At 62.0% G+C, this 26454-nt stretch carries 23 protein-coding genes; 17 read left to right on the forward strand and 6 right to left on the reverse strand.

What is annotated here, in order from left to right; translation table 11 throughout:
• The first annotated feature begins 2 nt into the window (after positions 1-2).
• From murD to lpxC, 9 genes are all read left to right on the forward strand, one after another.
• Positions 3-1349 carry a UDP-N-acetylmuramoyl-L-alanine--D-glutamate ligase gene (gene murD, locus M5G17_RS16555; protein WP_273893997.1) on the forward strand — a complete coding sequence of 449 codons (1347 nt, stop codon included), beginning with the start codon at positions 3-5 and terminating at the stop codon, positions 1347-1349.
• On the forward strand, positions 1346-2560 hold the full coding sequence (ftsW, locus tag M5G17_RS16560; protein WP_130266164.1) for a putative lipid II flippase FtsW: 1215 nt from the start codon (positions 1346-1348) through the stop codon (positions 2558-2560). The genes murD and ftsW overlap by 4 nt, the downstream gene beginning before the upstream one ends.
• On the forward strand, positions 2550-3629 hold the full coding sequence (gene murG / locus M5G17_RS16565; protein WP_273893998.1) for an undecaprenyldiphospho-muramoylpentapeptide beta-N-acetylglucosaminyltransferase: 1080 nt from the start codon (positions 2550-2552) through the stop codon (positions 3627-3629). Before ftsW ends, murG begins: the two co-directional genes overlap by 11 nt.
• On the forward strand, positions 3622-5076 hold the full coding sequence (murC, locus tag M5G17_RS16570) for a UDP-N-acetylmuramate--L-alanine ligase (protein ID WP_273893999.1): 1455 nt from the start codon (positions 3622-3624) through the stop codon (positions 5074-5076). Before murG ends, murC begins: the two co-directional genes overlap by 8 nt.
• The gene (locus tag M5G17_RS16575) at positions 5073-6032 is read left to right on the forward strand and encodes a D-alanine--D-alanine ligase (protein WP_273894000.1); all 960 of its coding nucleotides are present in this window, start codon (positions 5073-5075) and stop codon (positions 6030-6032) included. Before murC ends, M5G17_RS16575 begins: the two co-directional genes overlap by 4 nt.
• Before the next feature lie 4 nt (positions 6033-6036).
• Positions 6037-6906: a cell division protein FtsQ/DivIB gene (locus M5G17_RS16580; RefSeq protein WP_273894001.1), complete on the forward strand. Its 870-nt coding sequence runs from the start codon at positions 6037-6039 to the stop codon at positions 6904-6906.
• A 15-nt stretch (positions 6907-6921) separates the two neighbouring features.
• Positions 6922-8178: a cell division protein FtsA gene (ftsA, locus tag M5G17_RS16585; RefSeq protein ID WP_130266159.1), complete on the forward strand. Its 1257-nt coding sequence runs from the start codon at positions 6922-6924 to the stop codon at positions 8176-8178.
• Between the two features lie 56 nt (positions 8179-8234).
• Positions 8235-9422, forward strand: a complete 1188-nt coding sequence (gene ftsZ / locus M5G17_RS16590) for a cell division protein FtsZ (RefSeq protein WP_273894002.1) — start codon at positions 8235-8237, stop codon at positions 9420-9422.
• Between the two features lie 112 nt (positions 9423-9534).
• Positions 9535-10446 carry a UDP-3-O-acyl-N-acetylglucosamine deacetylase gene (gene lpxC / locus M5G17_RS16595; protein ID WP_115085438.1) on the forward strand — a complete coding sequence of 304 codons (912 nt, stop codon included), beginning with the start codon at positions 9535-9537 and terminating at the stop codon, positions 10444-10446.
• A gap of 145 nt (positions 10447-10591) precedes the next feature.
• Here the strand turns inward: lpxC and M5G17_RS16600 are convergent, their stop codons facing one another.
• The gene (locus tag M5G17_RS16600) at positions 10592-11059 is read right to left on the reverse strand and encodes a DUF721 domain-containing protein (protein WP_273894003.1); all 468 of its coding nucleotides are present in this window, start codon (positions 11057-11059) and stop codon (positions 10592-10594) included.
• Positions 11060-11342: 283 nt separating this feature from the next.
• On the opposite strand from M5G17_RS16600, the gene secA reads away from it, so the two are divergent.
• The 4 genes from secA (at position 11343) to M5G17_RS16620 (ending at position 17068) form a co-directional block, all read left to right on the forward strand.
• Complete coding sequence (secA, locus tag M5G17_RS16605) at positions 11343-14075, forward strand: preprotein translocase subunit SecA (RefSeq protein WP_273894004.1); 2733 nt, start codon at positions 11343-11345, stop codon at positions 14073-14075.
• Between the two features lie 126 nt (positions 14076-14201).
• Entirely contained in the window at positions 14202-15419 is a 1218-nt protein-coding gene (gene argJ / locus M5G17_RS16610) for a bifunctional glutamate N-acetyltransferase/amino-acid acetyltransferase ArgJ (RefSeq protein WP_273894005.1), read from the forward strand.
• 75 nt (positions 15420-15494) lie between these two features.
• Positions 15495-16127, forward strand: coding sequence for a glutathione S-transferase family protein (locus tag M5G17_RS16615; protein WP_273894006.1), 633 nt, complete (start codon positions 15495-15497; stop codon positions 16125-16127).
• The gene (locus tag M5G17_RS16620) at positions 16124-17068 is read left to right on the forward strand and encodes a Nudix family hydrolase (RefSeq protein WP_273894007.1); all 945 of its coding nucleotides are present in this window, start codon (positions 16124-16126) and stop codon (positions 17066-17068) included. The genes M5G17_RS16615 and M5G17_RS16620 overlap by 4 nt, the downstream gene beginning before the upstream one ends.
• A gap of 67 nt (positions 17069-17135) precedes the next feature.
• Here the strand turns inward: M5G17_RS16620 and M5G17_RS16625 are convergent, their stop codons facing one another.
• Genes M5G17_RS16625 through M5G17_RS16635 form a run of 3 tightly spaced genes read right to left on the reverse strand, consistent with a single transcriptional unit; the run spans position 17136 to position 20680 of the window.
• Positions 17136-17696 (reverse strand): cob(I)yrinic acid a,c-diamide adenosyltransferase, encoded by a 561-nt coding sequence (locus M5G17_RS16625; RefSeq protein WP_273894008.1) that lies wholly within the window; start codon positions 17694-17696, stop codon positions 17136-17138.
• A 2-nt stretch (positions 17697-17698) separates the two neighbouring features.
• Complete coding sequence (locus M5G17_RS16630) at positions 17699-19711, reverse strand: sensor histidine kinase (RefSeq protein ID WP_273894009.1); 2013 nt, start codon at positions 19709-19711, stop codon at positions 17699-17701.
• A gap of 51 nt (positions 19712-19762) precedes the next feature.
• Positions 19763-20680 (reverse strand): putative 2-dehydropantoate 2-reductase, encoded by a 918-nt coding sequence (locus tag M5G17_RS16635; RefSeq protein ID WP_273894010.1) that lies wholly within the window; start codon positions 20678-20680, stop codon positions 19763-19765.
• A 113-nt stretch (positions 20681-20793) separates the two neighbouring features.
• Here M5G17_RS16635 and M5G17_RS16640 point away from each other — a divergent pair, with 113 nt between their 5' ends.
• Both M5G17_RS16640 and M5G17_RS16645 read left to right on the forward strand, forming a co-directional pair.
• A complete protein-coding gene (locus M5G17_RS16640) occupies positions 20794-21279 on the forward strand; it encodes a YajQ family cyclic di-GMP-binding protein (RefSeq protein ID WP_010220808.1) in 486 nt (161 codons plus the stop codon).
• Positions 21280-21395: 116 nt separating this feature from the next.
• The gene (locus M5G17_RS16645; protein WP_273894011.1) at positions 21396-22238 is read left to right on the forward strand and encodes a mechanosensitive ion channel family protein; all 843 of its coding nucleotides are present in this window, start codon (positions 21396-21398) and stop codon (positions 22236-22238) included.
• Between the two features lie 273 nt (positions 22239-22511).
• Here M5G17_RS16645 and M5G17_RS16650 read toward each other — a convergent pair whose 3' ends face one another.
• Both M5G17_RS16650 and M5G17_RS16655 read right to left on the reverse strand, forming a co-directional pair.
• Positions 22512-24053 carry an AmpG family muropeptide MFS transporter gene (locus tag M5G17_RS16650; RefSeq protein WP_273894012.1) on the reverse strand — a complete coding sequence of 514 codons (1542 nt, stop codon included), beginning with the start codon at positions 24051-24053 and terminating at the stop codon, positions 22512-22514.
• Between the two features lie 43 nt (positions 24054-24096).
• Entirely contained in the window at positions 24097-24450 is a 354-nt protein-coding gene (locus tag M5G17_RS16655) for an MGMT family protein (RefSeq protein WP_273894013.1), read from the reverse strand.
• A 152-nt stretch (positions 24451-24602) separates the two neighbouring features.
• Between M5G17_RS16655 and M5G17_RS16660 the strand changes: the two genes are divergently transcribed.
• Together M5G17_RS16660 and M5G17_RS16665 are read left to right on the forward strand one after the other, a co-directional pair.
• Complete coding sequence (locus tag M5G17_RS16660) at positions 24603-25610, forward strand: DUF481 domain-containing protein (protein ID WP_273894131.1); 1008 nt, start codon at positions 24603-24605, stop codon at positions 25608-25610.
• 110 nt (positions 25611-25720) lie between these two features.
• Positions 25721-26449: a HugZ family pyridoxamine 5'-phosphate oxidase gene (locus tag M5G17_RS16665; RefSeq protein ID WP_273894014.1), complete on the forward strand. Its 729-nt coding sequence runs from the start codon at positions 25721-25723 to the stop codon at positions 26447-26449.
• Positions 26450-26454 lie beyond the last annotated feature (5 nt).

The following is a 26454-nucleotide window of genomic DNA, read 5'->3' on the forward strand; positions in this document are numbered from 1 at the left end:
GCGTGTCCTTGATCGCTTCTGACCACTTCCGCATCGTTGTCGGCCTCGGCAAGAGCGGCATGTCCCTGGTTCGCTTCCTGGCGAACCGGGGCGTTGCCTTTGCGGTCGCCGACACCCGTGAGAACCCGCCGGAACTGGACACCCTGCGTCGTGATTTCCCGCAGGTGGAAGTGCGCTGTGGCGAGCTGGACGTTGAGTTTCTCTGCCGTGCCGACGAGTTGTATGTCAGCCCCGGCCTGGCCCTGGCTACCCCGGCCCTGCAGCAGGCCGCCGCCCGCGACGTGAAGCTGTCGGGCGACATCGAGCTGTTTGCCCGCAACGCCAAGGCGCCGATCATTGCCATCAGCGGTTCCAACGCGAAAAGCACGGTCACCACCCTGGTCGGTGAAATGGCCGCTGCGGCGGGCAAGCGTGTGGCGGTCGGCGGCAACCTCGGTACCCCGGCGCTGGACCTGCTCAGCGACGACATCGAGCTGTACGTGATGGAGCTGTCGAGTTTCCAGTTGGAAACCACTGACCAGCTCAATGCCGAAGTGGCCACCGTACTCAATGTCAGTGAAGACCACATGGACCGATACAGCGGCCTGCCGGCCTATCACCTGGCCAAGCACCGGATCTTCCGGGGTGCTCGCCAGGTTGTGGTCAACCGCCAGGACGCCCTGAGCCGGCCGCTGCTGTCCGAGGGCCAACCGGTATGGACCTTCGGGCTGAACGCTCCCGACTTCAAGGCCTTCGGCCTGCGTGAAGAGGGCGGCGAGAAGTACCTGTCCTTCGAATTCCAGCACCTGATGCCGGTGCGTGAGCTGAAGATTCGCGGTGCCCATAACCAGTCCAACGCGCTGGCGGCCCTGGCCTTGGGCCACGCTGTCGGCCTGCCGATGGATGCCATGCTGTCCAGCCTGCGCACCTTCTCGGGCCTGGCCCACCGTTGCCAGTGGCTTCGTGAACGCAACGGCGTGAATTGGTACGACGATTCCAAAGCGACCAACGTCGGCGCCGCCCTGGCGGCCATTGAAGGCCTTGGTGCAGACATCGACGGCAAGCTGGTATTGGTCGCCGGCGGCGATGGTAAAGGTGCCGATTTTGCCGCGCTCAAGGCCCCAGTCGCCGCCAATTGCCGCGCCGTGGTGCTGCTTGGCCGCGATGCCGAGCGCCTGGCCGAGACCTTCGGTGACAGCGTGCCGCTGATTCGCGTCGCGACCCTCGATGAGGCCGTGCAGGTCTGCGCCGAACAGGCCCAGCCTGGCGATGCGGTTTTGCTGTCGCCGGCCTGCGCGAGCCTGGATATGTTCAAGAACTTCGAAGAGCGTGGGCGCCTGTTCGCCCAGGCCGTAGGAGGGCTGGCATGATCTTCGGCATCATCAAGCCTTATCCATCGCCGCTGATCAGCGGTCGCGGCATCGACCTCGATTTCGCCATGCTCGCCGGTTGCCTGGCGCTGCTGGGCATTGGCCTGGTGATGATCACCTCGGCATCTTCGGAAGTGGCCGCGGCGCAGTCGGGCAACCCGCTGTATCACATGTTCCGCCACCTGGTGTACGTGGCCATCGGCATCTTTGCCTGCATCGTCACCATGATGGTGCCGATCGCCACCTGGCAGAAGATGGGCTTCACCATGCTGGTCGGCGCCTTCGCGCTGCTGGTGCTGGTACTGGTACCGGGCATCGGCCGTGAGGTAAACGGTTCGATGCGCTGGATCGGCTTCAGCTTCTTCAACGTCCAGCCCTCGGAAATCGCCAAGGTCTTCGTGGTCATCTATCTGGCCGGTTACCTGGTGCGTCGCCAGCGCGAAGTGCGTGAGAGCTGGATGGGGTTCTTCAAGCCGTTCATCGTCCTGCTACCCATGGCCGGCCTGCTGCTGATGGAGCCGGACTTTGGTGCCACGGTAGTGATGATGGGCGCGGCGGCAGCGATGCTGTTCCTCGGCGGCGTCGGCTTGTTCCGCTTCAGTCTGATGGTGGTGCTGGCGGTGGCGGCGGTGTTTGTTCTGGTTCAGGCCCAACCCTACCGGATGGCGCGACTGATCACCTTTACCGACCCTTGGTCGGATCAGTTCGGTTCCGGTTACCAGCTGACCCAGGCGTTGATCGCCTTCGGTCGCGGCGAGTGGCTCGGCGTTGGCTTGGGCAACAGCGTGCAGAAGCAGTTCTACCTGCCTGAAGCGCATACCGACTTCGTTTTCTCGGTGCTGGCTGAAGAGCTTGGCGTGGTCGGTTCGCTGGTCACCGTGGCGCTGTTCGTGTTCGTCACCGTGCGCGCGTTGTACATCGGCCTGTGGGCAGAAAAAGCCAAGCAGTTCTTTGCCGCGTACATGGCCTTTGGCCTGGCGTTCCTGTGGATTGGTCAATTCTTGATCAATATCGGTGTGAACGTCGGTCTACTGCCAACCAAGGGCCTGACCCTGCCGTTCCTCAGTTACGGTGGCAGCTCCCTGGTGATCTGCTGCGCCTGTGTCGGTTTGCTGCTGCGCATCGAGTGGGAGAGCCGTACGCACCTGGGCAGTGAAGAACACGAATTCGATGAAAGCGATTTTGCCGAGGAGCCGAATCATGGCCGCTAACGGCAAGAACGTACTGATCATGGCGGGCGGCACCGGGGGCCACGTGTTCCCGGCGCTGGCCTGCGCCCGTGAGTTCCAGGCGCGCGGCTACAGCGTGCACTGGCTGGGCACCCCTCGCGGTATCGAGAACGAACTGGTGCCCCAGGCAGGCCTGCCGTTGCACCTGATCCAGGTCACCGGCCTGCGTGGCAAGGGCAAGCTGTCGCTGCTCAAGGCGCCGTTCACCCTGGTCAAGGCTGTGCTGCAGGCGCGGCGGATCATTCGTCAGCTCAACCCGGTGTGCGTGGTCGGCTTTGGTGGTTACGTGACCGGCCCCGGTGGCGTAGCTGCACGGCTGTGCGGCGTGCCGGTGGTGATTCACGAGCAGAACGCCCGCGCCGGTACCGCCAATCGGCTGCTGGTGCCCTTGGCTGGTCGAGTCTGCGAAGCTTTCCCCGACACCTTCGCGGCGTCGGACAAACTGCGCACCACCGGTAACCCGGTGCGCAGCGAACTGTTCATGGAAACCCTGCGCGAGCCCCTAGGCGCGCGCAGGCCTCGTTTGCTGGTGCTCGGCGGAAGCCTGGGTGCCGAGCCGCTGAACAAATTGCTGCCCCTGGCCCTGGCCCAGGTGCCTGAGAAGATTCGTCCCGAGGTTTTCCACCAGGCCGGCAAGCAGCATGACCAGATTACCGCCGAGCGTTATCAGCAGGCGGGTGTCGAGGCTCAGGTAGAGCCGTTCATCAAGGACATGGCCCATGCCTATGGCTGGGCTGACCTGGTGGTCTGCCGTGCAGGTGCGCTGACGGTCAGCGAGCTGGCTGCGGCCGGCTTGCCCTCGATGCTGGTGCCTTTGCCCCATGCCATCGACGACCACCAGACCCACAACGCCCATTATCTGGCCCGTGAAGGCGCTGCCTTCCTGATGCCACAAGCGACAACTGGCGCAGCGCAACTCGCTGAACGCCTGAACGAGGTGCTGATGCAACCGGAAAAACTTACCACCATGGCCGCCACTGCCCGGCGCCTGGCCAAGCCCGCGGCTACCCGCACCGTGGTCGATATCTGTCTGGAGGTGGCCCATGGTTGAAAGCAAGAAAGCCATCCCACAACCGGAAATGCGCCGTATCCGTCGCATCCACTTCGTCGGCATCGGCGGCGTGGGCATGTGCGGTATTGCCGAAGTGCTGCTGAACCTGGGTTACCAGGTGTCGGGCTCCGACCTCAAAACCTCGCCGGTCACTGAGCGTCTGGAGTCCTTCGGTGCGCAGATTTTCATCGGTCACCGTGCCGAGAACGCTGCCAGCGCCGATGTGCTGGTGGTGTCGAGCGCCATCAACACGGCCAACCCGGAAGTCGCCACTGCCCTAGAACGGCGTATTCCGGTAGTGCCGCGGGCCGAGATGCTCGCCGAGCTGATGCGCTACCGCCACGGCATCGCCGTTGCCGGTACCCACGGCAAGACCACCACCACCAGCCTGCTGGCCTCGGTATTTGCCGCGGGTGGCCTGGACCCGACCTTCGTCATCGGTGGCCGTCTCAATGCAGCCGGCACCAATGCCCAGTTGGGTACCAGCCGCTACCTGATCGCCGAAGCCGATGAGAGCGATGCCAGCTTCCTGCACCTGCAGCCGCTGGTCGCGGTGGTCACCAACATCGACGCCGATCACATGGCGACTTACGAAGGCGACTTCAACAAGCTGAAGAAGACCTTTGTCGAGTTCCTGCACAACCTGCCGTTCTATGGGCTGGCGGTGATGTGCCTGGACGATCCGGTGGTGCGCGAGATCCTGCCGCAGGTCAAGCGCCCGGCGGTCACTTACGGTTTCAGCGAAGCAGCCGACGTGCGTGCGATAAATGTTCGCCAGTCGGGCATGCAGACTCACTTCACCGTACTGCGCCGCGATCGCGAGCCGCTGGACGTGTCGGTCAACATGCCGGGCAACCACAACGTGCTCAATGCGCTGGCAACCATTGCCATTGCCACCGACGAGGGCATCAGCGATGAAGCCATTGTCCAGGGCCTTTCGGGGTTCCAGGGGGTGGGGCGGCGCTTCCAGGTTTACGGCGAACTGCCGGTGGACGGTGGCAGCGTGATGCTGGTCGACGACTACGGCCACCACCCGACCGAAGTTGCCGCGGTAATCAAGGCCGTGCGCGGCGGTTGGCCTGAGCGGCGCCTGGTGATGGTTTACCAGCCGCACCGCTACAGCCGTACCCGCGACCTGTACGACGATTTCGTCCAGGTCCTGGCCGATGCCAATGTGCTGTTGCTGATGGAAGTCTACCCGGCCGGCGAAGAGCCGATCCCCGGTGCCGACAGCCGCCAGCTGTGCCACAGCATTCGCCAGCGAGGTCAGCTCGACCCGATCTACATCGAGCGTGGCATCGAACTGGCGCCACTGGTCAAGCCGCTGCTGCGCGCCGGTGACATCCTGCTGTGCCAGGGGGCCGGTGACATCGGTGGCCTGGCCCCGCAATTGCTCAAGAGTCCGTTGTTCGCTGGTGCCGTTGCCAGTCAGGGGAAGTCCAAATGACTGTTAATGCCTACGATAAATTGCACTCGACCCTGGCGGTCAAAGATTTCGGCCGCGTCGCCGTGCTCTACGGCGGCAAGAGCGCCGAACGCGAGGTTTCGCTGAAATCCGGTGCTGCGGTCATCCAGGCGCTGACCAGCGCCGGTGTCGACGTGGTCGCCATCGACGTCGGTGACGATCTGCTGCAGCGCCTGCTGAGCGAGAAGATCGATCGCGCTTTCATCATCCTCCACGGCCGTGGCGGTGAAGACGGCAGCATGCAGGGCCTGCTGGAGTGCCTGGGCATCCCTTACACCGGCAGCGGCATCCTCGCTTCGGCGCTGGCCATGGACAAGCTGCGGACCAAACAGGTCTGGCACAGCCTGGGTATTGCGACCCCGCGTCACGCGGTGCTCAGCAGCGAAGCCGATTGTATTTCTGCAGGTGCGGAACTGGGCTTCCCTTTGATCGTCAAACCGGCCCATGAAGGCTCCAGTATCGGTATGGCGAAAGTGAGCAGCGTCGATGAATTGATCGCTGCCTGGAAAGACGCCGCCACCTATGACTCGCAAGTGTTGGTTGAACAATGGATCAAGGGTCCGGAGTTCACCGTGGCCGTGTTGCGTGGCCAGGTTTTGCCGCCAATCGCCCTGGGTACCCCGCATACCTTCTACGACTACGACGCCAAGTACATCGCCAACGATACCCAGTACCGCATCCCGTGCGGCCTGGACGCGGCGAAAGAGCAAGAGCTGATCGACCTGACCGCCCGTGCTTGCGACGCCGTTGGCATCGCCGGCTGGGGCCGTGTGGACGTGATGCAGGACGAGCAGGGGCGTTTCTGGCTGCTCGAGGTCAACACCGCACCAGGCATGACTGATCATAGTCTGGTCCCCATGGCGGCACGCGCGGCCGGTCTGGACTTCCAGCAGTTGGTGCTGGCGATCCTGGCGGCTAGCGTAGAGGCGCGAGGTTAAGCCCATGCAAGGCGCGATGTTACGTCATCAGCAACCCGCCCCCGGCCGTAACAAGCCGGTGCCGCGTGGTGCTAGCCGGATGGTGGCCAAGGAGCCACTGTCGGCGCGCCTGCCCAAGGCCAACTTCAACGTGTTCAAACGCCTGCTGTGGCCGGTGTTGCTGGTCGTCGCCGGCTTTGGCGCCTATGAGGGTGCTCAGCGCCTGATGCCGTACGCCGACCGGCCGATTACCAAGATCGCCGTGCAGGGTGACCTCAGCTACATCAGCCAGCAGGCGGTGCAGCAACGTATCGCTCCGTACGTGGCGGCAAGCTTTTTCACCGTCGACCTGGCAAGCATGCGTGCGGAACTGGAGCAGATGCCCTGGATCGCCCACGCCGAAGTGCGCAGGGTGTGGCCGGATGAAGTAGTGATCCGCCTGGAAGAACAGCTGCCCGTCGCGCGCTGGGGTGACGAAGCCTTGCTCAATAACCAGGGCCAGGCTTTCACCCCGCGTGAATTGGCCAACTATGAACACCTGCCGCAGCTGTTCGGGCCGCAGCGGGCACAGCAAAAAGTAATGCAGCAATATCAGGTCCTGAGCCAGATGTTGCGGCCGATGGGCTTTTCGATTGCCCGGCTGGAGTTGCGCGAGCGCGGCAGCTGGTTCCTGACCACCGGTGCCGGAAGCGCTGGGCCAGGTATCGAACTGCTGCTGGGACGCGATCATCTGGTGGAAAAGATGCGCCGCTTCATTGCCATTTACGACAAGACACTAAAAGAACAGATCACGAACATCGCCCGCATCGATCTGCGTTATGCCAATGGCCTGGCTGTTGGCTGGCGGGAACCGAATGCACCGACGACGGCCCAACCCGCCGTTGCGAAGAATTAGAGAGAGGCAGGACCCATGGCAAATGCGCATAGCGGCAAAATGATCGTCGGGCTGGATATCGGCACCTCCAAGGTTGTGGCTCTGGTGGGCGAAGTCGCCGCCGACGGCACCCTGGAAATCGTCGGTATTGGCACTCACCCCTCGCGCGGGTTGAAGAAGGGCGTCGTGGTCAATATCGAGTCCACCGTGCAGTCGATCCAGCGCGCGGTCGAAGAAGCCCAGCTGATGGCGGGTTGCCGGATTCACTCGGCGTTCGTCGGTGTTGCCGGCAATCACATCCGCAGCCTGAACTCCCACGGCATCGTTGCGATTCGTGATCGCGAAGTCAGCGCGGCGGACCTTGAACGCGTGCTCGACGCCGCCCAGGCCGTGGCCATTCCTGCCGATCAGCGGGTCCTGCACACCCTGCCGCAGGATTACGTGATCGACAACCAGGAAGGTGTGCGCGAGCCCCTGGGCATGTCCGGCGTGCGTCTGGAAGCCAAGGTCCATGTGGTCACCTGCGCGGTCAATGCTGCCCAGAACATCGAGAAGTGCGTGCGCCGCTGCGGTCTGGAAATCGACGACATCATTCTTGAGCAACTGGCCTCGGCCTATTCGGTTTTGACCGACGACGAGAAAGAGCTGGGCGTGTGCCTGGTCGATATCGGCGGCGGCACCACCGACATCGCGATCTTCACCGAAGGCGCGATCCGTCACACCGCAGTGATCCCGATTGCCGGCGACCAGGTGACCAACGACATCGCCATGGCCTTGCGCACGCCGACCCAGTACGCCGAAGAGATCAAGATCCGTTACGCCTGTGCCCTGGCCAAGCTGGCCGGCGCTGGTGAAACCATCAAGGTGCCGAGCGTCGGCGACCGTCCGCCGCGCGAACTGTCGCGCCAGGCCCTGGCCGAGGTGGTCGAGCCACGTTACGACGAGCTCTTCACCCTGATTCAGGCCGAACTGCGTCGCAGTGGCTACGAAGACCTGGTACCGGCGGGCATCGTCCTGACCGGCGGTACCTCGAAAATGGAAGGTGCGGTGGAACTTGCCGAAGAAATCTTCCACATGCCGGTACGCCTGGGCGTGCCGCACAGTGTTCGCGGCCTTAGCGATGTGGTGCGCAACCCGATCTATTCCACCGGTGTGGGCCTTTTGACCTACGGCCTGCAAAAGCAGTCCGACGGCTTGACCCTGACCGGTATCAGCAGCAGCAACAGCTATGGCGATGAACCGAAGGCTCCAGCGTTCGAACGCTTCAAACGTTGGGTCCAGGGCAACTTTTAAAGTTTCAAAGCAGTAGTAGTAGGCGCAAAAACTAGAGAACTGTAAGGAGAGGGAAAATGTTCGAGCTCGTAGACAACGTCCCGCAAAGTCCGGTCATCAAGGTGATTGGTGTCGGTGGCGGCGGTGGCAACGCCGTTAATCATATGGTCAAGAGCAACATCGAAGGCGTCGAGTTCATCTGCGCCAACACCGATGCTCAGGCGCTGAAAAACATCGGCGCACGCACCATTCTGCAACTGGGTACCGGCGTGACCAAAGGCCTGGGTGCTGGTGCCAATCCGGAAGTTGGCCGCCAGGCCGCGCTGGAAGACCGTGAGCGCATCGCCGAAGTGCTGCAAGGCACCAACATGGTGTTCATCACAACCGGCATGGGCGGCGGTACTGGTACCGGTGCGGCGCCGATCATCGCCGAAGTGGCGAAGGAGATGGGCATCCTTACCGTTGCCGTGGTCACCCGGCCGTTCCCGTTCGAAGGCCGCAAGCGCATGCAGATTGCCGATGAGGGCATCCGTGCACTGGCTGACAGCGTCGACTCGCTGATCACCATCCCCAACGAGAAGCTGCTGACCATCCTGGGCAAGGACGCAAGCCTGCTGTCGGCGTTCGCCAAGGCTGACGACGTGCTGGCCGGTGCCGTTCGCGGTATCTCCGACATCATCAAGCGTCCGGGCATGATCAACGTCGACTTCGCCGACGTGCGTACCGTGATGAGCGAGATGGGCATGGCCATGATGGGTACCGGCTGCGCCAGCGGTCCTAACCGTGCACGTGAAGCGACTGAAGCAGCCATCCGCAACCCGCTGCTCGAAGACGTCAACCTGCAGGGCGCTCGCGGCATCCTGGTCAACATCACCGCAGGTCCTGACCTGTCGCTGGGCGAGTACTCGGACGTCGGTAGTATCATCGAGGCCTTCGCTTCCGATCACGCCATGGTCAAGGTCGGTACTGTTATCGATCCGGACATGCGCGACGAGCTGCACGTTACCGTGGTTGCCACTGGCCTGGGTGCGAAAATCGAGAAGCCGGTCAAGGTTATCGACAACACCATGCAGACCGCTTCCGCGCAATCCCCGGCTCCGGCCCCGGTACGCAACGAGCAGTCCTCGGTGAACTACCGTGATCTGGAGCGTCCGACCGTGATGCGCAACCAGGCTCACGCCGGTGCTGCTGCTGCAAAACTTAATCCGCAAGACGATCTGGACTACCTGGACATCCCGGCATTCCTGCGTCGTCAGGCCGATTAATGAAATTTATCAGGGGTATAAGGGTGATTGGTGTTCAGCAAAGGCCGGGTCTGGTATTATCCTCAGCCTTTGTTGATACCAGTTCGCAATTTGCGCTGAAGCGGCCAATGCCATGATTAAACAACGCACCCTGAAGAATATTATCCGTGCCACAGGTGTCGGCCTGCACTCCGGGGAGAAGGTTTACCTGACCCTCAAACCTGCACCTGTGGATACCGGCATCGTATTTCGCCGTGCCGACCTCGACCCCGTGGTGGAAATTCCTGCCCGCGCGGCCAACGTCGGCGAGACCACCATGTCGACGACACTGGTCAATGGCGATACCAAGGTAGACACGGTTGAGCATTTGCTCTCGGCCATGGCTGGCCTGGGCATCGATAACGCCTACGTCGAGCTCTCCGCGTCCGAAGTGCCGATCATGGACGGTAGCGCTGGACCCTTTGTATTCCTGATTCAATCTGCCGGCCTGGAAGAACAGGACGCAGCCAAGAAGTTCATCCGCATCCTGCGCGAAGTGACAGTGGAAGACGGCGACAAGCGCGCCACTTTCCTGCCGTTCGACGGGTTCAAGGTGAGTTTCGAGATCGATTTCGATCACCCGGTGTTCCACAACCGGACCCAAAGTGCCAGCGTGGACTTTTCCAGCACCTCGTTCGTGAAGGAAGTAAGCCGCGCCCGTACCTTCGGGTTCATGAGTGACATCGAGTACCTGCGCAAGAACAACCTCGCACTCGGTGGCAGTGTGGAAAACGCCATCGTGGTCGACAAGGACGGCGTGCTCAACGAAGACGGTCTTCGCTACGAAGACGAATTCGTCAAGCACAAGATCCTCGACGCCATTGGCGACCTCTACCTGCTGGGCAACAGCCTGATCGGCGAGTTCAAGGGCTACAAGTCCGGACACGCGCTGAACAACCAGCTGCTGCGCAAGCTGATCGAGGAAAAAGATGCCTGGGAAGTGGTGACTTTCGAAGATGCCAGCACGGCACCGATCTCTTACATGCGTCCGGTTGCGGCAGTGTAAGTACGAACACTCTCTTCTTTAGTTTCTTTGGGCCACCTTCGGGTGGCCTTTTTTATGGGTGGTCTGTGGGAGCGGCGGTGCGGCGGCCGACTTGCCCCGCGATAGCAGTCTGTCAGTCGCATCGCATCGCGGGGCAAGCCCGCTCCTACCCAGGTTGCTGATCCTTGTCCCGCGCATGACTGGCCAGACGTTCCAGCGCTGCGCGCAGTTTCGGATCGCTGATACCGTCGGCGGTCGCCTGGATGCTCTCGGCGGCGCGCGTGGAGAGGTCTGCGGTATGCCCGACGGCCTGGCTCTGGGTGGTCGGCGGCTGCACCTTGAACAAAATCCGGGTCAGGCTGGCAAACACCTCGAGAGTCTGCAACTGGCGTTGCAGGCGTTTTTGCTGGTAACGCAGGCGGGTGGCCCAGTGGCCGTCGGTGACGATCAGCAATAACGTGCCTTCACGCCAGGAGGCGATATGGCAGTGTTCGCGTGCCGCCGGCTGCAACTGGCTGTCGAGCAGCTTTTGCAGTTGCGCCAGGCGCTGGGCCTGGCTGAACAGGGCTTTGAGCGGCCGGGCCTCGCGTAAAAGAACGGCGGGGGCGCGAGCCGGCGAAGGGCGAAAAGCCATGTTAGGGACACCTGAAGTTACAGAGAAGCCATCTTAGCAGATCGCCCGCGCCCCGCCGTATACGGGCGCTCAGGGTAAAACTTCATGTTGCAATGACTTGAAGTTGGCGAAAAAGGCCTTATTTTAACCAAGCCCCGTAAAAGCGCTGTGCCAGCATCGTGGAATCCGCCACTTTCCTCACCATCGTTTCCGGGTAGAATGCTCGTTCGCATGCGGCCATAAGGGCTGCACGGGCGACTCACGGGGCCGCCCTCCATCCCTACGTGTGGAAGATCCTGTCGATATGTTTGCGCCTTTGTTAAAAAAACTTTTTGGAAGCAAGAACGAGCGTGAAGTCAAACGCATGCTCAAGACGGTACAGATCGTCAATGCCTTCGAAGAGCAGATGTTGGCCCTCTCGGATGAGCAGCTGCGCGCCAAGACCGCAGAGTTCAAAGAGCGCCTGGCCAAAGGCGAGACCCTCGACCAACTGCTGCCTGAAGCCTTCGCGGTCGCCCGTGAAGCGGGCAAGCGGGTCATGGGCATGCGTCACTTCGATGTCCAGCTGATCGGCGGCATGACCTTGCACGAAGGCATGATCGCAGAAATGCGTACCGGTGAAGGCAAGACCTTGGTCGCAACCCTGGGCGTGTACCTCAATGCCTTGTCGGGCAAAGGCGTGCACGTGGTCACGGTGAACGACTACCTGGCCCGCCGCGACGCAAACTGGATGCGTCCGCTGTACGAATTCCTCGGCCTGACGGTCGGCGTCGTCACGCCGTTCCAGCCGCCGGAAGAGAAGCGCATCGCTTACGCCGCCGACATCACCTACGGCACCAACAACGAATTCGGGTTCGACTACCTGCGCGACAACATGGCCTTCAGCATGGAAGAGAAATTCCAGCGCGAGCTGAATTTCGCCGTGATCGACGAAGTCGACTCGATCCTGATCGACGAAGCGCGTACCCCGCTGATCATCTCCGGTCAGGCCGAGGACAGCTCCAAGCTGTACATCGAGATCAACAAACTGATCCCGCGCCTCAAGCAGCACATCGAGGAAGTAGAGGGCCAGGTTACCCAAGAGGGTCACTACAGCATCGACGAGAAGAGCCGTCAGGTTGAGCTCAACGAAGCCGGTCACCAGTTCATCGAAGAGATGCTCACCCAGGTTGGCCTGCTGGCCGAGGGCGAGAGCCTGTACTCTGCGCACAACCTGGGCCTGTTGACCCACGTCTACGCTGGCCTGCGCGCGCACAAGCTGTTCCATCGCAACGTCGAGTACATCGTTCAGGACGGCCAGATCCTGCTGATCGACGAGCACACCGGCCGTACCATGCCGGGCCGCCGTCTGTCCGAGGGCCTGCACCAGGCGATCGAGGCGAAAGAGAACCTGAACATCCAGGCTGAAAGCCAGACCCTGGCTTCGACCACGTTCCAGAACTACTTCCGCCTGTACAGCAAGCTGTCCGGGATGACCGGTACTGCCGACACCGAAGCGTTCGAGTTCCAGTCGATCTATGCGCTCAACGTGATGGTGATCCCGCCGAACAAGCCGTTGGCCCGTAAGGACTTCAACGACCTGGTGTACCTGACTGCCGAAGAGAAGTACCAGGCAATTATCGCCGACATCAAGGAAAGCATGACCGTGGGTCGTCCGGTCCTGGTCGGTACGGCGACGATCGAGACCTCCGAGCACATGTCCAACCTGCTCAAGCAGGAAGGCATCGATCACAAGGTGCTCAACGCCAAGTACCACGAAAAAGAAGCCGAGATCATTGCCCAGGCCGGTCGCCCGGGTGCGTTGACCATCGCCACCAACATGGCCGGTCGTGGTACCGACATCCTCCTGGGCGGTAACTGGGAAGTTGAAGTCGCTGCCATGGAGAACCCGACACCTGAGCAGGTCGCGCAGATCAAGGCCGACTGGCAGAAGCGTCACCAGCAGGTGATCGAGTCCGGTGGCCTGCATGTGATTGCCTCCGAGCGTCACGAGTCGCGCCGTATCGACAACCAGTTGCGTGGCCGTTCCGGCCGTCAGGGCGACCCGGGTTCGAGCCGTTTCTACCTGTCGCTCGAAGACAGCCTGATGCGTATCTTCGCCTCGGACCGGGTGAAGAACTTCATGAAGGCGCTGGGCATGCAGTCCGGTGAGGCCATCGAGCACCGCATGGTGACCAACGCCATCGAGAAAGCCCAGCGCAAGGTCGAAGGCCGCAACTTCGATATTCGTAAACAACTGCTCGAATTCGACGACGTCGCCAACGAACAACGTAAAGTCATCTACCACATGCGTAACAGCCTGCTGGCAGCTGACAACATTGGCGACACCATCGCTGACTTCCGCCAGGAAGTGCTCGACGTCACCGTCGCCCAGCACATTCCGCCACAGTCGCTGCCCGAGCAGTGGGACGTGGCTGGCCTGGAAGCGGCCCTGGCCAGCGATTTCGGGGTCAAGCTGCCGATCCAGCAATGGCTCGACGAAGACGATCACCTCTACGAGGAAACCCTGCGCGCCAAACTCATGGCCGAGCTGCTGGCGGCCTACAACGAGAAGGAAGAGCAGGCCAGCGCCGAAGCCCTGCGCACCTTCGAGAAGCAGATCCTGCTGCGCGTACTCGACGACTTGTGGAAAGACCACCTGTCGACCATGGACCACTTGCGTCACGGTATCCACCTGCGCGGCTATGCACAGAAGAACCCGAAGCAGGAGTACAAGCGCGAGTCGTTCAACCTGTTCCAGGAACTGCTCGACTCGATCAAGCGCGACACCATCCGCGTGCTCTCGCACGTTCAGGTACGCCGTGAAGATCCGGTCGAGGAAGAAGCCCGTCTGCGCCGCGAAGCCGAAGAGCTGGCGTCACGCATGCAGTTCCAGCACGCCGAGGCCCCAGGCCTGGACGCTGAGCCGCAGGATGAAGGCGCTGACGTTGCCGTGGCCGCCGCGCCTGTGCGCAACGAGCAGAAGCTGGGCCGCAACGAGCCATGCTGGTGCGGTTCGGGCAAGAAGTTCAAGCAGTGCCATGGCAAGATCGACTGATCAAACTGCCGTTGTACCTCGCTGACATCTGAACACCGCGCCGCGACTGGTCCCCACCGTCGCGGCGTTGTTCCATCTCAAGTGCCGGTAATCTCGACCCGGTGCATTTTTTCTAGGAGCGCTTTCATGGCTGTTGGTCTTGGTCCTTTGCCAACGTTGCACCCGGTTCCAGGTTTCGAACTCGGCATCGCCTCCGCGGGCATCAAGCGTCTGGGGCGCAAGGACGTGGTGGTGATGCGCTGCGCCGAAGGCGCAAGCGTCGCTGGCGTGTTCACCCTGAACGCCTTCTGCGCCGCCCCGGTCATCCTCGCCAAGCAGCGCGTGCAGGGCAGCGTGCGCTACCTGCTGACCAATACCGGCAACGCCAACGCCGGCACCGGCGCGCCGGGCCTGGCTGCGGCCGAACGCACCTGTGCCAAACTGGCCGAGCTGACCGGCGTTGATGCCAGTGCCGTAGTGCCATTCTCCACCGGTGTAATCGGTGAACCGCTGCCGGTCGAGAAGATCGAAGGCGCCCTGCAGGCAGCCCTGGACGATCTGTCGGAAAACAACTGGGCCGCTGCCGCCACCGGCATCATGACCACCGATACCTTGCCCAAGGGCGCCAGCCGTCAGTTCCAGCATGATGGCGTGACCATTACCGTTACGGGTATCAGCAAGGGCGCAGGCATGATCCGCCCGAACATGGCGACCATGCTCGGTTACATCGCCACCGACGCCAAGGTGGCTCCGGCGGTGCTCAAGGACCTGATCCTCGACGGCGCGAACAAGTCGTTCAATCGCATCACCATCGACGGCGATACCTCGACCAACGACTGCTGCATGCTCATTGCCACCGGCAAGGCCGATGTCGCTGAAGTCACTGAGGCCAGCGGCCCGTTGTTCGAAGCGCTGAAAAAGGCCGTGTTCGAAGTGTGCATGGAAGTGGCGCAGGCCATCGTGCGTGACGGCGAAGGCGCGACCAAGTTCGTCACCGTTGCAGTCAATGGCGGCGGCAACCATCAGGAGTGCCTGGACGTCGGCTACGCCGTGGCCCATTCGCCGCTGATCAAGACCGCACTGTTTGCCTCGGACCCGAACTGGGGCCGAATCCTCGCCGCCGTTGGCCGTGCTGGTGTACCGGACCTGGACGTCAGCCTGATCGACGTCTACCTGGGCGATGTGTGCATCGCCAGCAAAGGCGGGCGCAGCGCCAGCTACACCGAAGCCCAGGGCTCGGCGGTGATGGCCGAGCAAGAGATCACCATCCGTATCGAGTTGGGCCGTGGCCAGTGCAGCGAAACCATCTGGACCACCGACCTGTCCCACGAGTACGTGAAAATCAACGCCGAATACCGTACCTGACCTTATCGCGGGGCAAGCCCGCTCCTACTGTGGGAGCGGGCTTGAGCCGCGAAAAGTCCCTGATGGAGCCGAACCATGCGCTACCAACTGATCATCGGCGACAAGCTGTATTCCTCCTGGTCGCTGCGCGGCGCCCTGGCCCTTGAACTGGCCGGCGTCGACTATGACGAAACCCTGATCAAACTCAACCAGCCCGATACCCGCGCCCGCCTGCTCGAACACTCGCCTAGCGGCAAGGTGCCGCTGCTCAAGAGCGAGCACGGGGTGATCGCCGACTCCCTGGCCATCGCCGAGTATCTGGCTGAGCGTCACCCGCACGCCAACCTATGGCCCGCCGACATCGCCGCCCGTGCTCAGGCCCGTTCGGCCTGTGCGCAGATGCACAGTGGCTTTTTCGCCCTGCGCGGCAACATGCCGTTCGACCTGTCCCGCGATGAAGCGCTGGAAACCGTGCCGCTGGACGTGCAGGTCGACATCGACCGTATCGTCGCGCTCTGGTCCGAATGCCGCCTGACAGCCAAAGAGGCAGGTCCGTACTTGTTCGGCCGCCTGAGTCTGGCCGACGCCTTCTTTGCCCCGATTGCCGTGCGTCTGCGCACCTATCGGGTTGAAGTGCCGGCAGACGCTGCGGCCTACATTGAAACCATTTACCAGTGGCCAGCCTTCCAGGCTTGGCAAAAAGCTGGCCTGGCGGAGCGTGAAGGGTGAAACGTGTACATGTAGCCGCCGCAGTCATTCGCGGCAGCGACGGACGAGTGCTGATTGCTCGCCGCGCCGACAAGCAACATCAGGGCGGCCTGTGGGAGTTCCCTGGCGGTAAGGTCGAAGACGGCGAAGCGGTCGAAGTGGCCCTGGGCCGTGAACTGCAGGAAGAGCTGGGCATCGTCGTCACGGCGGCGCGGCCGCTGATCAAGGTCAAGCACGATTACCCCGACAAGCAGGTGCTGCTGGATGTCTGGGAGGTCAACGGTTTTACCGGCGAACCCCATGGCGCCGAAGGCCAGCCGCTGGCCTGGGTCAGCGCGCGGGAGCTGCCGCAATATGACTTTCCCGCCGCCAACCAGCCGATCGTTGCCGCCGCGCGTCTGCCGGCTGAGTACCTTATCACCCCCGAAGGCCTGGAAGTCCCGCAGATGTTGCGTGGTATCCAGAAAGCCATTGCTGGCGGGATCAAGCTGGTGCAACTGCGTGCACCGAACATGTACGACCCCAAGTACCGCGATGTGGCGGTGGATGCGGTCGGGCTGTGTGCCGGCAAGGCGCAGTTGATGCTCAAGGGCCCGCTGGAGTGGCTGGGTGATTTCCCGGCGGCTGGCTGGCACTTGACCAGCGAGCAACTGCGCAAATACGCCAGCAAGGGTCGGCCGTTCCCCAAGGAGCGCTGGCTGGCGGCGTCCTGCCACAACGCTGAAGAGCTGGCACTGGCCGAACAGATGGACGTGGATTTTGTCACCCTGTCGCCAGTGCTGGCGACACAGACCCATCCCGAGGCCGTACCGTTGGGTTGGGGGCGGGTGCAGCAATTGATCCAAGGCTTCAACAAGCCGGTGTATGTACTCGGTGGCGTCGGCCCGGCAGAGCGTGAGCTTGCCTGGCAGCATGGCGCCCAAGGTGTGGCGGGGATCCGCGCGTTCTGGCCCGAGGCCTGAGTCAATCGCGGGTCAAGCCTGTTCCCACATGAACCTGTGGGAGCGGGCTTGCCCCGCGATGAGGCCCTCAAGGTTTAGCCGCAGCCTGCCATAACACCTCGGCCACCCCCTGGCGCCGCGCAATCAACCGCGCCGCCACAAACAGCAAATCCGACAACCGATTGATATACGAAAGTCCCACCCCGGCCAATGGCTCGACACTGTTCAATTGCTGGCAACGCCGCTCGGCACTGCGCGCCAGGCTACGGCACACATGGGCCTGGGCAATCAGCAGCGAACCACTGGGCAGGATGAAGTTCTCCAGCGGCCCCAGTTCTTCGTTCCAGCGGTCGATGGCCGCCTCCAGGCGCTCCACTTCGGCGTTGTTCAGCGCCTGGTAAGCGGGCATCGCCAGTTCCCCGCCCAGGTCGAACAAGCGGTGCTGACAAGGCGCCAGGACCTCGCTGAGCTCATCCAGCCCCTGTTCGGCCAGCCCGGCCAGCAACACGCCCAACTGGCTGTTGAGGCTGTCGACCTCGCCAATGGCTTCGACCCGCGGGTGGTCCTTGGGCACGCGGCGGCCATCGCCCAGGCCGGTTTCACCTTTGTCGCCAGTGCGGGTGTAGATCTTCGACAAACGAAAACCCATGCTCAAGACTCCGTTTTCAGGTGGGCAAGTGGCAGGCGCAAGGTGAAGCAGGTGCCCTGGCCCGGTGCTGATTGCACCTCCATCTGCCCTTTGTGATTGTTGGTGATGATGAAATACGACACTGACAGGCCAAGGCCGGTGCCCTGGCCGATCTCCTTGGTGGTGAAGAACGGCTCGAAGGTACGTTTGCGCACCGCCTCGGGCATGCCGATGCCGTTGTCTTCCACTTGGATCTCCGCCCACGGCGGGTTGAGTCGGGTGCGCAGGGTAATACGCCCAGGTTCGCTGTCGTCCTGGCGCAGGTGAATGGCCTGGGCGGCGTTTTTCAACAGGTTGAGCAGCACTTGCTCAAGCTCGTTGGCGGTGCAGGGCACCGGCCCGAGGTTGGGGTCGAACTGGCGGACGATGGCCTGGCCCTTGAAGTCGAATCCAATGGTCAGGTCGAAGTCGTTACCGGCAATTTCCACCGCCTGGTCGATCAGCGCCGGCAGGTCGCAGGGCGCCAGTTGGCGGTTGCTGCGGCGGCTGAAACTGAGCATGTGGGTAACGATCTTGGCGGCGCGGGCGCCAGCCTGCTGGATGCCGTCGAGCAACTGTGGCACTTCGCGGTTTTGCAGGTAGCGGTTGACGGCGGCCAGATCAATACCGGTCTCATCGGCTTGTTCGAGGTTTCTTGCCAGGTCCGGTGACAGCCGCCGGCGAATGTTCTGGACGTTATGCAAGATGGCGCCAAGAGGGTTGTTGATCTCATGCGCCATACCCGCCGCGAGGCCGCCGACCGAGAGCATCTTTTCCGATTGCACCATCATTTCTTCCAGTGATAGGCGCTGAGTGATGTCATCGATACGAATCACCACGCCGCGGCCGCCGCCACCCATCAACGGGTAGAAGGTCAGGGCGTAGTGGCGAGCGTCATCGTCCTTGGTCCAGGTTACCCGCTCGATCTTCGCCACCCGGTGCTTCTCGACGCTCTCCTTGAGCTGCGGCAGGAACGGCTTGAGTGGTTCGAAGGCGAGGAAGATCGGCTGGTTCAGTGCTTCGTCCAAGGGCGTCCCGGAGAGTGCGCTGGCTTCCTGGTTCCACTGGGTGACATAGAGCTGCTCATCGAGGGCGATCAGTGCCGAGGGCATGGAGTCGATGATGCTGTTGAGGTAATTCTGAAAACCGGTGAGTTTTTTCTCGATCTTGCTGCGTACCTGGACTTCCAGCTCCAGTTTGCGGTTGGTGTGACGGGTTTCCTCGGCCAGGCCCTGGGCCTGGTCGTAGGCGTCCTGGAATTCGTCGCGGGTGCGCTTGAGCTGCTGTTCGCGGGCTTCGATGCGCGAGAGCATGGTATTGAAGGCGTCGGCCAGGCTGCCGATCTCGTCATCGTTGCCGCGTTTGGCGCGCAGGGCGTAGTTTTCTTCGCGGGTGACCTGGCGCGAGAGCTCTTCGAGCTGGTGGATTGGCTGGGTAATCAGGCGCTTGATCTGCCGGGCGATGATCATCCACAGCAAAATACTGAACACCAGGATACCCAGGCTGGCCGTCAGGGTGCCGGTGTAGAAGGCCATCGGCAATTCGCTGCTGGCCACCAGCAACAGGTGGCCGGGCGGGCCGCCGGCGCGTGGCAGGCTCACCAGTTGCGTGCTGCGAAATTCGGTCAGGCGCCAGTTGTCGATGTTGCGGTAGCGTTTGGGCAGCGGCAGGGCCTCTCCATGCTGCACCTGCGCCAGAATCTTGCCGTCGCTGCCGTACAGGGCGGCGGCGCGCAACGGGGTGTAGCTGTCGAGTTCCTTGAGCAGGGCCTTGGCGGCTTCGGGCGAGTCGCTGGCCTGTTGCGCCAGTTGCGGATTGGATACCAGCCGGCCAATGGTCTGCAGGGCCTGCGGGGCCATGCTCTCCTGGGAAATCCAGTAGGCGGCGCTGATGAAGGTCAGGTTGGCCACCAGCAAGATGGTAATCAGCAGCACCAGCAGGGCGGCCAGCAGTTTCTGGCCGACAGGCAGGTTCTCCAGGCGTTCGCGCAAGGTCATGTGAAAGACGTAGTCCTGGTCTGAAGGTGAAGGGGCAGGGTAGCGCCGCGCTCAGTCGCAGGGCAATCCGCGCGTGTTCAGGTGTTCGACCAGGCGCCGGTACAGCCGCTCCAGGTGTGGGAGCTGCCGCCCATGGCGGCTGGCAGTGCGGCAGGCATGGCCGAGCAGGTAATGGATTTCGGTGCGTCGGCCGTGGCGAACATCCTGGTACATCGAAGAATAGTTGGCTGCGGTGGCATGGATCACTCGTTCGACTTCTTCACTCAGGCCCTCGGCCGCTTGCGGCTGGCCGCAGTACTGCAGCAACTCGGCAAGCTCGGCGCACAGGGTGGTGACTTCGCAGTGATGTTCTTGCAGGCCGCCATTGCGGCAGTCATGCAGCACCGTCAGCGGGTTGATAGCGCAGTTGAGCGCCAGCTTGCGCCACAGCCGGGTGAGGATGTCCGGGGTCCACTGGTGGGGAATGCCGGCATCGGTCAGATCGTCGAGCCAGTCCGGGGCACCGGGGTTGGCCGGGTCGCCCAGCCAGTTGAAGCCATGACCGGCGAAGTTCACCTGCCAGTCCTGTTCACGGAACGCGCCTTCGGTGCTGGAGGCGAACACGCAGCGGGCGTGGGGCACGCGATTGGCCACCGCTTCCTGGCTTCCCAGGCCGTTCTGCAACAGGATCAGCTCGGCATCCTTGGTCAGGCGCGGCGCCAGTTGTGCCACGGCCTGCTCGGCGTCGTAAGCCTTGCAGGCCACCAGCAAACGGTGGATTGGCGTGCTGTCGTCGGCCAACTGCGCCGGGATTGCCTGCAGTTGCCCCTTGCCCTGCTCGATCAGGGTCAGGCCGCCTGCGGCTTCATAGGCCTGCAGGCGCAGCTTGTCGCGCAGGATCAGCCGGACCGGTTTGCCTGCACGGGCCAGCCGACAGGCCCAGAGGCTGCCCAGACTGCCGGCGCCGAGAATATGCCAGGTGCTGCTCATCAGCGTTTCGCAACCGTTATAATGATCCGGTATTTTAACCGTCAAACCCTGCGCGCTCCATCGCGCTCTTCAAGCAGAGCCGCGAGGGTGCCTTTATTTTTTGGAGAAAAGGTATGCCGTCGTTCGACGTGGTATCGGAACTGGATAAACACGAAGTCACCAACGCCGTGGAAAACGCGGTCAAGGAACTGGACCGCCGCTATGACCTCAAGGGCAAGGGTAGCTTCGAGTTCAAGGAAAAGGAACTGACCGTCAACCTGACCGCTGAAGCCGAATTCCAGCTCGAGGCGATGATCGACATCCTCAAGCTGGCCCTGGTCAAGCGCAAGATCGACGTGCAGTGCCTGGAAGTGAAGGACGCCTTCGCTTCGGGCAAGGTCATGAAGCAGGAAGCGGTGCTCAAAGAGGGTATCGACAAAGAACTGGCGAAGAAGATCGTCGCTCACATCAAGGACGCCAAACTCAAGGTCCAGGCTGCCATCCAGGGCGAGCAGGTGCGTGTCACCGGCAAGAAACGCGACGACCTGCAAGAAGCGATCGCTGCCTTGCGCGCCAAAGAGTTCGGAATGCCCCTGCAATTCAACAATTTCCGCGACTGACGTCACGGAGCCTGGAACCTTGGCGCCTTTTTGGCGTCCGAGGGCCCAGGCGCCGCTGAAACGTTTGCGGCAGGTCTTTTTCAGCTCTTTGCCGCTCGGCATCAGGAGAACATACGATGGATTTAAACGCTGAGGTCGACCAACTGGTCAAGGCTTCGCAAACCTGGCTTCCGTTGATGATGGAGTACGGCAGCCGCCTATTGCTGGCGCTGCTGACCTTGGCCATCGGCTGGTGGGTGATCAACAAGGTCACTTATCGTCTGGGCAAACTGCTGGCCCTGCGCAATGCCGACCTGGCCCTGCAAGGCTTCATCAGCAGCCTGGCCAACATCATTTTGAAGATCCTGCTGATTGTCAGCGTAGCCTCGATGATCGGCATCGAGACCACCTCGTTCGTCGCTGCCATCGGTGCCGCAGGCCTGGCTATCGGTCTGGCCCTGCAGGGCAGCCTGGCCAACTTCGCAGGTGGTGTGTTGATCCTGCTGTTCCGTCCGTTTCGTATCGGCGACTGGATTGAAGCCCAGGGTGTGGCGGGTACCGTCGACAGCATCCAGATTTTCCACACCGTGCTGCGTACCGGCGACAACAAGACGGTGATCATGCCGAACGGCAGCCTGTCCAACGGCATCATCACCAACACCAACCGCCAGCCGACGCGCAAGGTGGTGTTCGATGTGGGCGTTGACTATGACGCTGACCTGCAAAAGGCCCGCAACGTACTGCTGGAGCTGGCCCAGGACCCAAGGGTGCATCAGGACCCGGCGCCACAAGCGGTGATTTCGACGTTGGGCGACAGCTCGATCACCGTATCGCTGCGCATCTGGGTCAACACCGCCGACTACTGGGATGTGATGTTCATGCTCAACGAGCATGCCCGTGACCGCCTGAAGGCCGAAGGCATCGACATTCCCTTTCCACAGCGGGTAATCCGCGTGGTGCAGGAAGCGGCGGTGCAATAATGACCGACGCAATCGCGGGGCTTGCCCCGCGATCTGCATAGGTATCTACACATCTGGCGAATGCGTGTGAGCCGCCAGACTTTTTGGCCTCGACACGCGCTCTCGCCTGGCACCAAGGCCTGTGAGCGCGGCGTTGCCAGCCTGTTGCACTTCGCCTTGGCGGCGGGTGTGGCAGGCATGCTGGCGCTGTGGCCGCTGAGGATCGTTCTGGGCGCTTCTGTCGACTTGCCTGAGGCTATCCAGGAGTAACGCCTTCAATAGCCTCAGCGCTGTTCAGGGGCGTTCAGCCACCGAGTGCTCGACCGGCTCCGGCCTGCCTCGCTCCTGACGCCATTGCAAGGCGATCAGGATCAGGGTCGGCACGCCGAGCAGGGCGGTGATCAGGAAGAAGTCGTGGTAGCCGAACTTCTCCACCATGACCCCCGAATAGCCGCCAATCAATCGTGGCAACAGCAGCATGATCGAGCTCAGCAGGGCGTATTGGGTGGCCGAGAACTTGAGGTTGGTCAGGCTCGACAGGTAGGCGACAAACGCCGAGGTGGCCAGGCCTGAACTGAAGTTGTCGAGGGAAATGGTCACCACCAGCATCTGCAGGTTGGCGCCCATGTCGGCGAGCATCAGGAACAGGATGTTGGTCGCCGCCGACGCTACGCCGCCAATGAACAGGATTGGCAGGATGCCGAAACGCACGATCAGCAGGCCACCGAAACCGGCGCCTACCAGAGTCATGATCAGGCCGAAGATCTTGCTGACGCTGGCGATCTGGTCCTTGGTAAAGCCCTGGTCGATGTAGAACACGTTAGCCATCACACCCATGACCGTATCGGACATCCGGTAGGTGGCGATCAGCCCGAGCAGCAGCAGCGCCTGCCAGCGATAGCGGGTGATGAAGTCGTTGACCGGTGTCAGCACCGGCGCAAGGCCGCGGCGGCCCATGGACGACAGGCACAGGGCGGTGAGGGTGATGTAGAGGATCGCACGCAAGAAAGCGCGGTCTTCGAGCAACAGGTCGAGCAGGCTCACGCCTTCGAACAGCACGCTGGCAAAGTCGGTGTTGTACAGCTGGGTGAAGGTCGCCGGTACCGACACCAGCAGGATGATCAGCACGAACACCGACGCCAACTGATGGGCCAGGCCGTAGCGTGCGGCCGACAGCTGGGTACGCAACGGTACCGGGGGTTCACGCATCAGCAAGGTGGTGATGAGCGCAGGCAGCATCAGCACGCCGAACAGCACGTAGGTGCCGGTCCAGGCCTTGTGCAGGTAACTGAAGCCGGTGGAGCCGAAGCCTTCGGCGAAGAACAGCGCACCGGCGGTGGCCAGCAGCGCGGCAACCCGGTAGCCGGCCATGTAGCTGGCAGCGAGGGCCGCCTGGCGCTGGTCGTCGGCGATTTCCAGGCGGTAGGCGTCAACCGCAATGTCCTGGGTCGCCGAGGCAAAGGCCACCAGCACCGCCAGGGCGATCAGCCACGACAGGTGCTTTTGCGGGTCGCAGAAGCCCATGCCGACCAGGCCGATAACCACCAGGATCTGTGACAGCACCAGCCAGGAACGGCGGCGCCCGAGTTTGCCAAGCAATGGCAGGCGCCATTGGTCGAGCAGAGGCGACCACACCCACTTGAAGGCATAAGCCAAGCCGATCAAGCTGGCATAACCGATGGTTTCACGGGCTACGCCCGCTTCGCGTAACCATACTGACAGGGTCGAAAACACCAGCATGTAAGGCAAGCCGGCGGCAAAGCCAAGCAACAACAGCACCAGTGTCGACGGGCTGGCATAGGCAGCGAGCGCAGCGCGCCAGGTTTTACGGGGCATGGGCCAACATCTGCCTCAAGTTTACGAAAACAAAGCGCGCACTCTAACCGCTGTGCTCCATTGGGCGCCAGCCATGGCGCGACATATCCACACGATTATTGTGCAAGGTGACGCCTTCTGCCCGTAACCTCGCACGCTGTTCGTCGCCGGAGGGGGTTCCCAGGGCCAGGCTCAGGCGGCCTCCCGCACCCAGCACCCGGTGCCAGGGCAGTTGGGTATCGCCGGGTAGCTGGCTCAGGGTACGCCCGACCCAGCGCGCTGCGCGGCCAAGGCCGGCCAACTGGGCCAGCTCGCCATAGCTGATGACCTTGCCTGCAGGGACTTGCCCGAGCACCAGATACAGTGCCATTCGTCGGGCTTCGCTGCTGGCGGTCGGATCGCCAGGCGTCCCGTTCATCAACGGATGCGCCCGTGTGGTGCGGGGAACGCCGGGTCAGGCCGGCAAATAAGAATTGAACTCATCGACATGGTTGCTGGTCAGTCCTTGCTCTGATGGCGGGTATCTGGATAATGCCCGACTTTTTCGCCAACCCGAGTCCGTTGCTGCTTATGTTTTCTAGAGCCCTGCTGTGCGTTGCCCTCGCTGCTGCCTGTTCCCCAGCCCTTGCCGACACCGTATGGATGAAGAACGGTGACAAGCTCAGTGGCAAGATCAAGGTCTTCGATGGCGGCAAACTGTTGCTCGAAACATCCTACGGCGGCTCCATTGCCCTGGACTGGAAGCAGGTGAAAACCCTGGAGAGCGATCAGGAACTGCTGGTCAAGCAGGACGCCTATACCGGTGAGAAAGCCAAGTCGCTGCAGGCGGCCGACAACGGCAAGGTCATCCTGGCCAATGGTGATGTGCCCAAAACCGTCGAGCTGGCCAGTATCCAGCAGATCATGAAGCCCAAGCCTGTGGTTGAAGACCTGTCGTGGAAGGGCAACGTCGACCTGGCGCTGGACTACAAGCGCGCCGAGACCGACAGCGACGACTACGACATCGACTTCAAGACTTCAGCGCGCCATGGCCGCTGGCGGCACCAGGCCGAAGGCGAGTACAACCGCGAGAGCAAGGACGAGGTCACCACCACCAACAACTGGAGTGCCGAGTACGCGCTGGACCGGTTCATCACCGAGAAATGGTTCTGGCAGGGCCGCCTGGAGTTCAAGCGTGACCATGTCGAAGACCTGGCCCGCCAGCGCACCGTGGGTACCGGCCCGGGTTACCAGTTCTGGGATGACGAACTGGGCGCGTTCTCCCTCGGCTCCCTGGTCAACCGCACTGACTATGAATATGCCGACGGTGGCAAAGACAACTTCTACGCACTGGCCATGAAGTGGGACTACAACCGTTACCTGATTGGCAAGCGCGTCGAGTTCTTCACCAACGGCGAAGTTGGCAAGCCACTGGGCGGCGTCGCCGAGTATGCTCTGGATGCAGAGATGGGCCTGCGCTACAAGGTCACCGAATGGGCCTCGCTCAACCTCAAGGCCGAGAAAGACATCATCAGCGGCACCCGTGACAGCGACCTGGACAAGACCCGCTATACCGCAGGTTTCGGCGTCGCCTGGTAAGCGCGCTGGCAACCCCGGGCGATAATGATTATTTTGTCGGTTAACTGACCTGGTCGAGTGCTTGCACATACGGCCAGCATTACGATGATTATCGAGCGGGGAGTCATACAGTGAGCGCTAAAGCCGCAACACAGGCACGGGAGCTGCTGCTCAAGGAATACCGTGGGGTGCTGTCGACCCATTCCAAGTCGATGCCGGGCTTTCCCTTCGGCTCGGTGGTGCCCTACTGCCTGGACGCGGAGGGCAACCCGATGATCCTTATCAGCCGTATTGCCCAGCATACCCACAACTTGCAAAAAGACCCCAAGTGCTCTTTGCTGGTAGGCGAGCGTGACGCCGAAGATGTCCAGGCCGTGGGCCGCCTGACGGTACTGGCCGAGGCACACAAACTGGTCGATCCTGAAGCGGTGGACGCTGCGGCAGAACGTTACTATCGCTACTTTCCCGATTCGGCCAACTATCATAAAGCCCACGATTTTGACTTCTGGGTGCTCAAACCGGTACGCCATCGCTACATTGGCGGTTTCGGCGCGATCCACTGGATCGATCACCTGAACCTGGCCAACCCCTTTGCCGGCAAGGCCGAGCTGAGCATGATCGAACACATGAACAGCGATCATGCCAACGCCATTGAACATTACGTCCAGCTCAGTGGCTTGCCACAGGGGGCGGCGCAGATGGTCGGTATCGACAGCGAGGGCATGCACCTGCGCATTGGCCAGGGGCTGTACTGGTTGCCCTTCGCGGCGCCTTGCAATACGCCGATACAAGTGCGCGAAGCCCTGGTTTTTCTGGCTCGCGCCGATCAATGGCCGGCGCGTGAAACTACCGAGGCTTGAAATGG

Source organism: Pseudomonas rubra (genome assembly GCF_028656935.1).
Taxonomy (GTDB): domain Bacteria; phylum Pseudomonadota; class Gammaproteobacteria; order Pseudomonadales; family Pseudomonadaceae; genus Aquipseudomonas; species Aquipseudomonas rubra.

Bases quoted from the DNA above. Each gene is read 5' to 3' on its own strand.
- ftsW (WP_130266164.1), top strand. From the start codon at position 1,346: ATGATCTTCGGCATCATCAAGCCTTATCCATCGCCGCTGATCAGCGGT.
- murG (WP_273893998.1), top strand. From the start codon at position 2,550: ATGGCCGCTAACGGCAAGAACGTACTGATCATGGCGGGCGGCACCGGG.
- murC (WP_273893999.1), top strand. From the start codon at position 3,622: ATGGTTGAAAGCAAGAAAGCCATCCCACAACCGGAAATGCGCCGTATC.
- M5G17_RS16575 (WP_273894000.1), top strand. From the start codon at position 5,073: ATGACTGTTAATGCCTACGATAAATTGCACTCGACCCTGGCGGTCAAA.
- M5G17_RS16580 (WP_273894001.1), top strand. From the start codon at position 6,037: ATGCAAGGCGCGATGTTACGTCATCAGCAACCCGCCCCCGGCCGTAAC.
- ftsA (WP_130266159.1), top strand. From the start codon at position 6,922: ATGGCAAATGCGCATAGCGGCAAAATGATCGTCGGGCTGGATATCGGC.
- ftsZ (WP_273894002.1), top strand. From the start codon at position 8,235: ATGTTCGAGCTCGTAGACAACGTCCCGCAAAGTCCGGTCATCAAGGTG.
- lpxC (WP_115085438.1), top strand. From the start codon at position 9,535: ATGATTAAACAACGCACCCTGAAGAATATTATCCGTGCCACAGGTGTC.
- M5G17_RS16600 (WP_273894003.1), bottom strand. From the start codon at position 11,059: ATGGCTTTTCGCCCTTCGCCGGCTCGCGCCCCCGCCGTTCTTTTACGC.
- secA (WP_273894004.1), top strand. From the start codon at position 11,343: ATGTTTGCGCCTTTGTTAAAAAAACTTTTTGGAAGCAAGAACGAGCGT.
- argJ (WP_273894005.1), top strand. From the start codon at position 14,202: ATGGCTGTTGGTCTTGGTCCTTTGCCAACGTTGCACCCGGTTCCAGGT.
- M5G17_RS16615 (WP_273894006.1), top strand. From the start codon at position 15,495: ATGCGCTACCAACTGATCATCGGCGACAAGCTGTATTCCTCCTGGTCG.
- M5G17_RS16625 (WP_273894008.1), bottom strand. From the start codon at position 17,696: ATGGGTTTTCGTTTGTCGAAGATCTACACCCGCACTGGCGACAAAGGT.
- M5G17_RS16630 (WP_273894009.1), bottom strand. From the start codon at position 19,711: ATGACCTTGCGCGAACGCCTGGAGAACCTGCCTGTCGGCCAGAAACTG.
- M5G17_RS16635 (WP_273894010.1), bottom strand. From the start codon at position 20,680: ATGAGCAGCACCTGGCATATTCTCGGCGCCGGCAGTCTGGGCAGCCTC.
- M5G17_RS16640 (WP_010220808.1), top strand. From the start codon at position 20,794: ATGCCGTCGTTCGACGTGGTATCGGAACTGGATAAACACGAAGTCACC.
- M5G17_RS16645 (WP_273894011.1), top strand. From the start codon at position 21,396: ATGGATTTAAACGCTGAGGTCGACCAACTGGTCAAGGCTTCGCAAACC.
- M5G17_RS16650 (WP_273894012.1), bottom strand. From the start codon at position 24,053: ATGCCCCGTAAAACCTGGCGCGCTGCGCTCGCTGCCTATGCCAGCCCG.
- M5G17_RS16655 (WP_273894013.1), bottom strand. From the start codon at position 24,450: ATGAACGGGACGCCTGGCGATCCGACCGCCAGCAGCGAAGCCCGACGA.
- M5G17_RS16660 (WP_273894131.1), top strand. From the start codon at position 24,603: ATGTTTTCTAGAGCCCTGCTGTGCGTTGCCCTCGCTGCTGCCTGTTCC.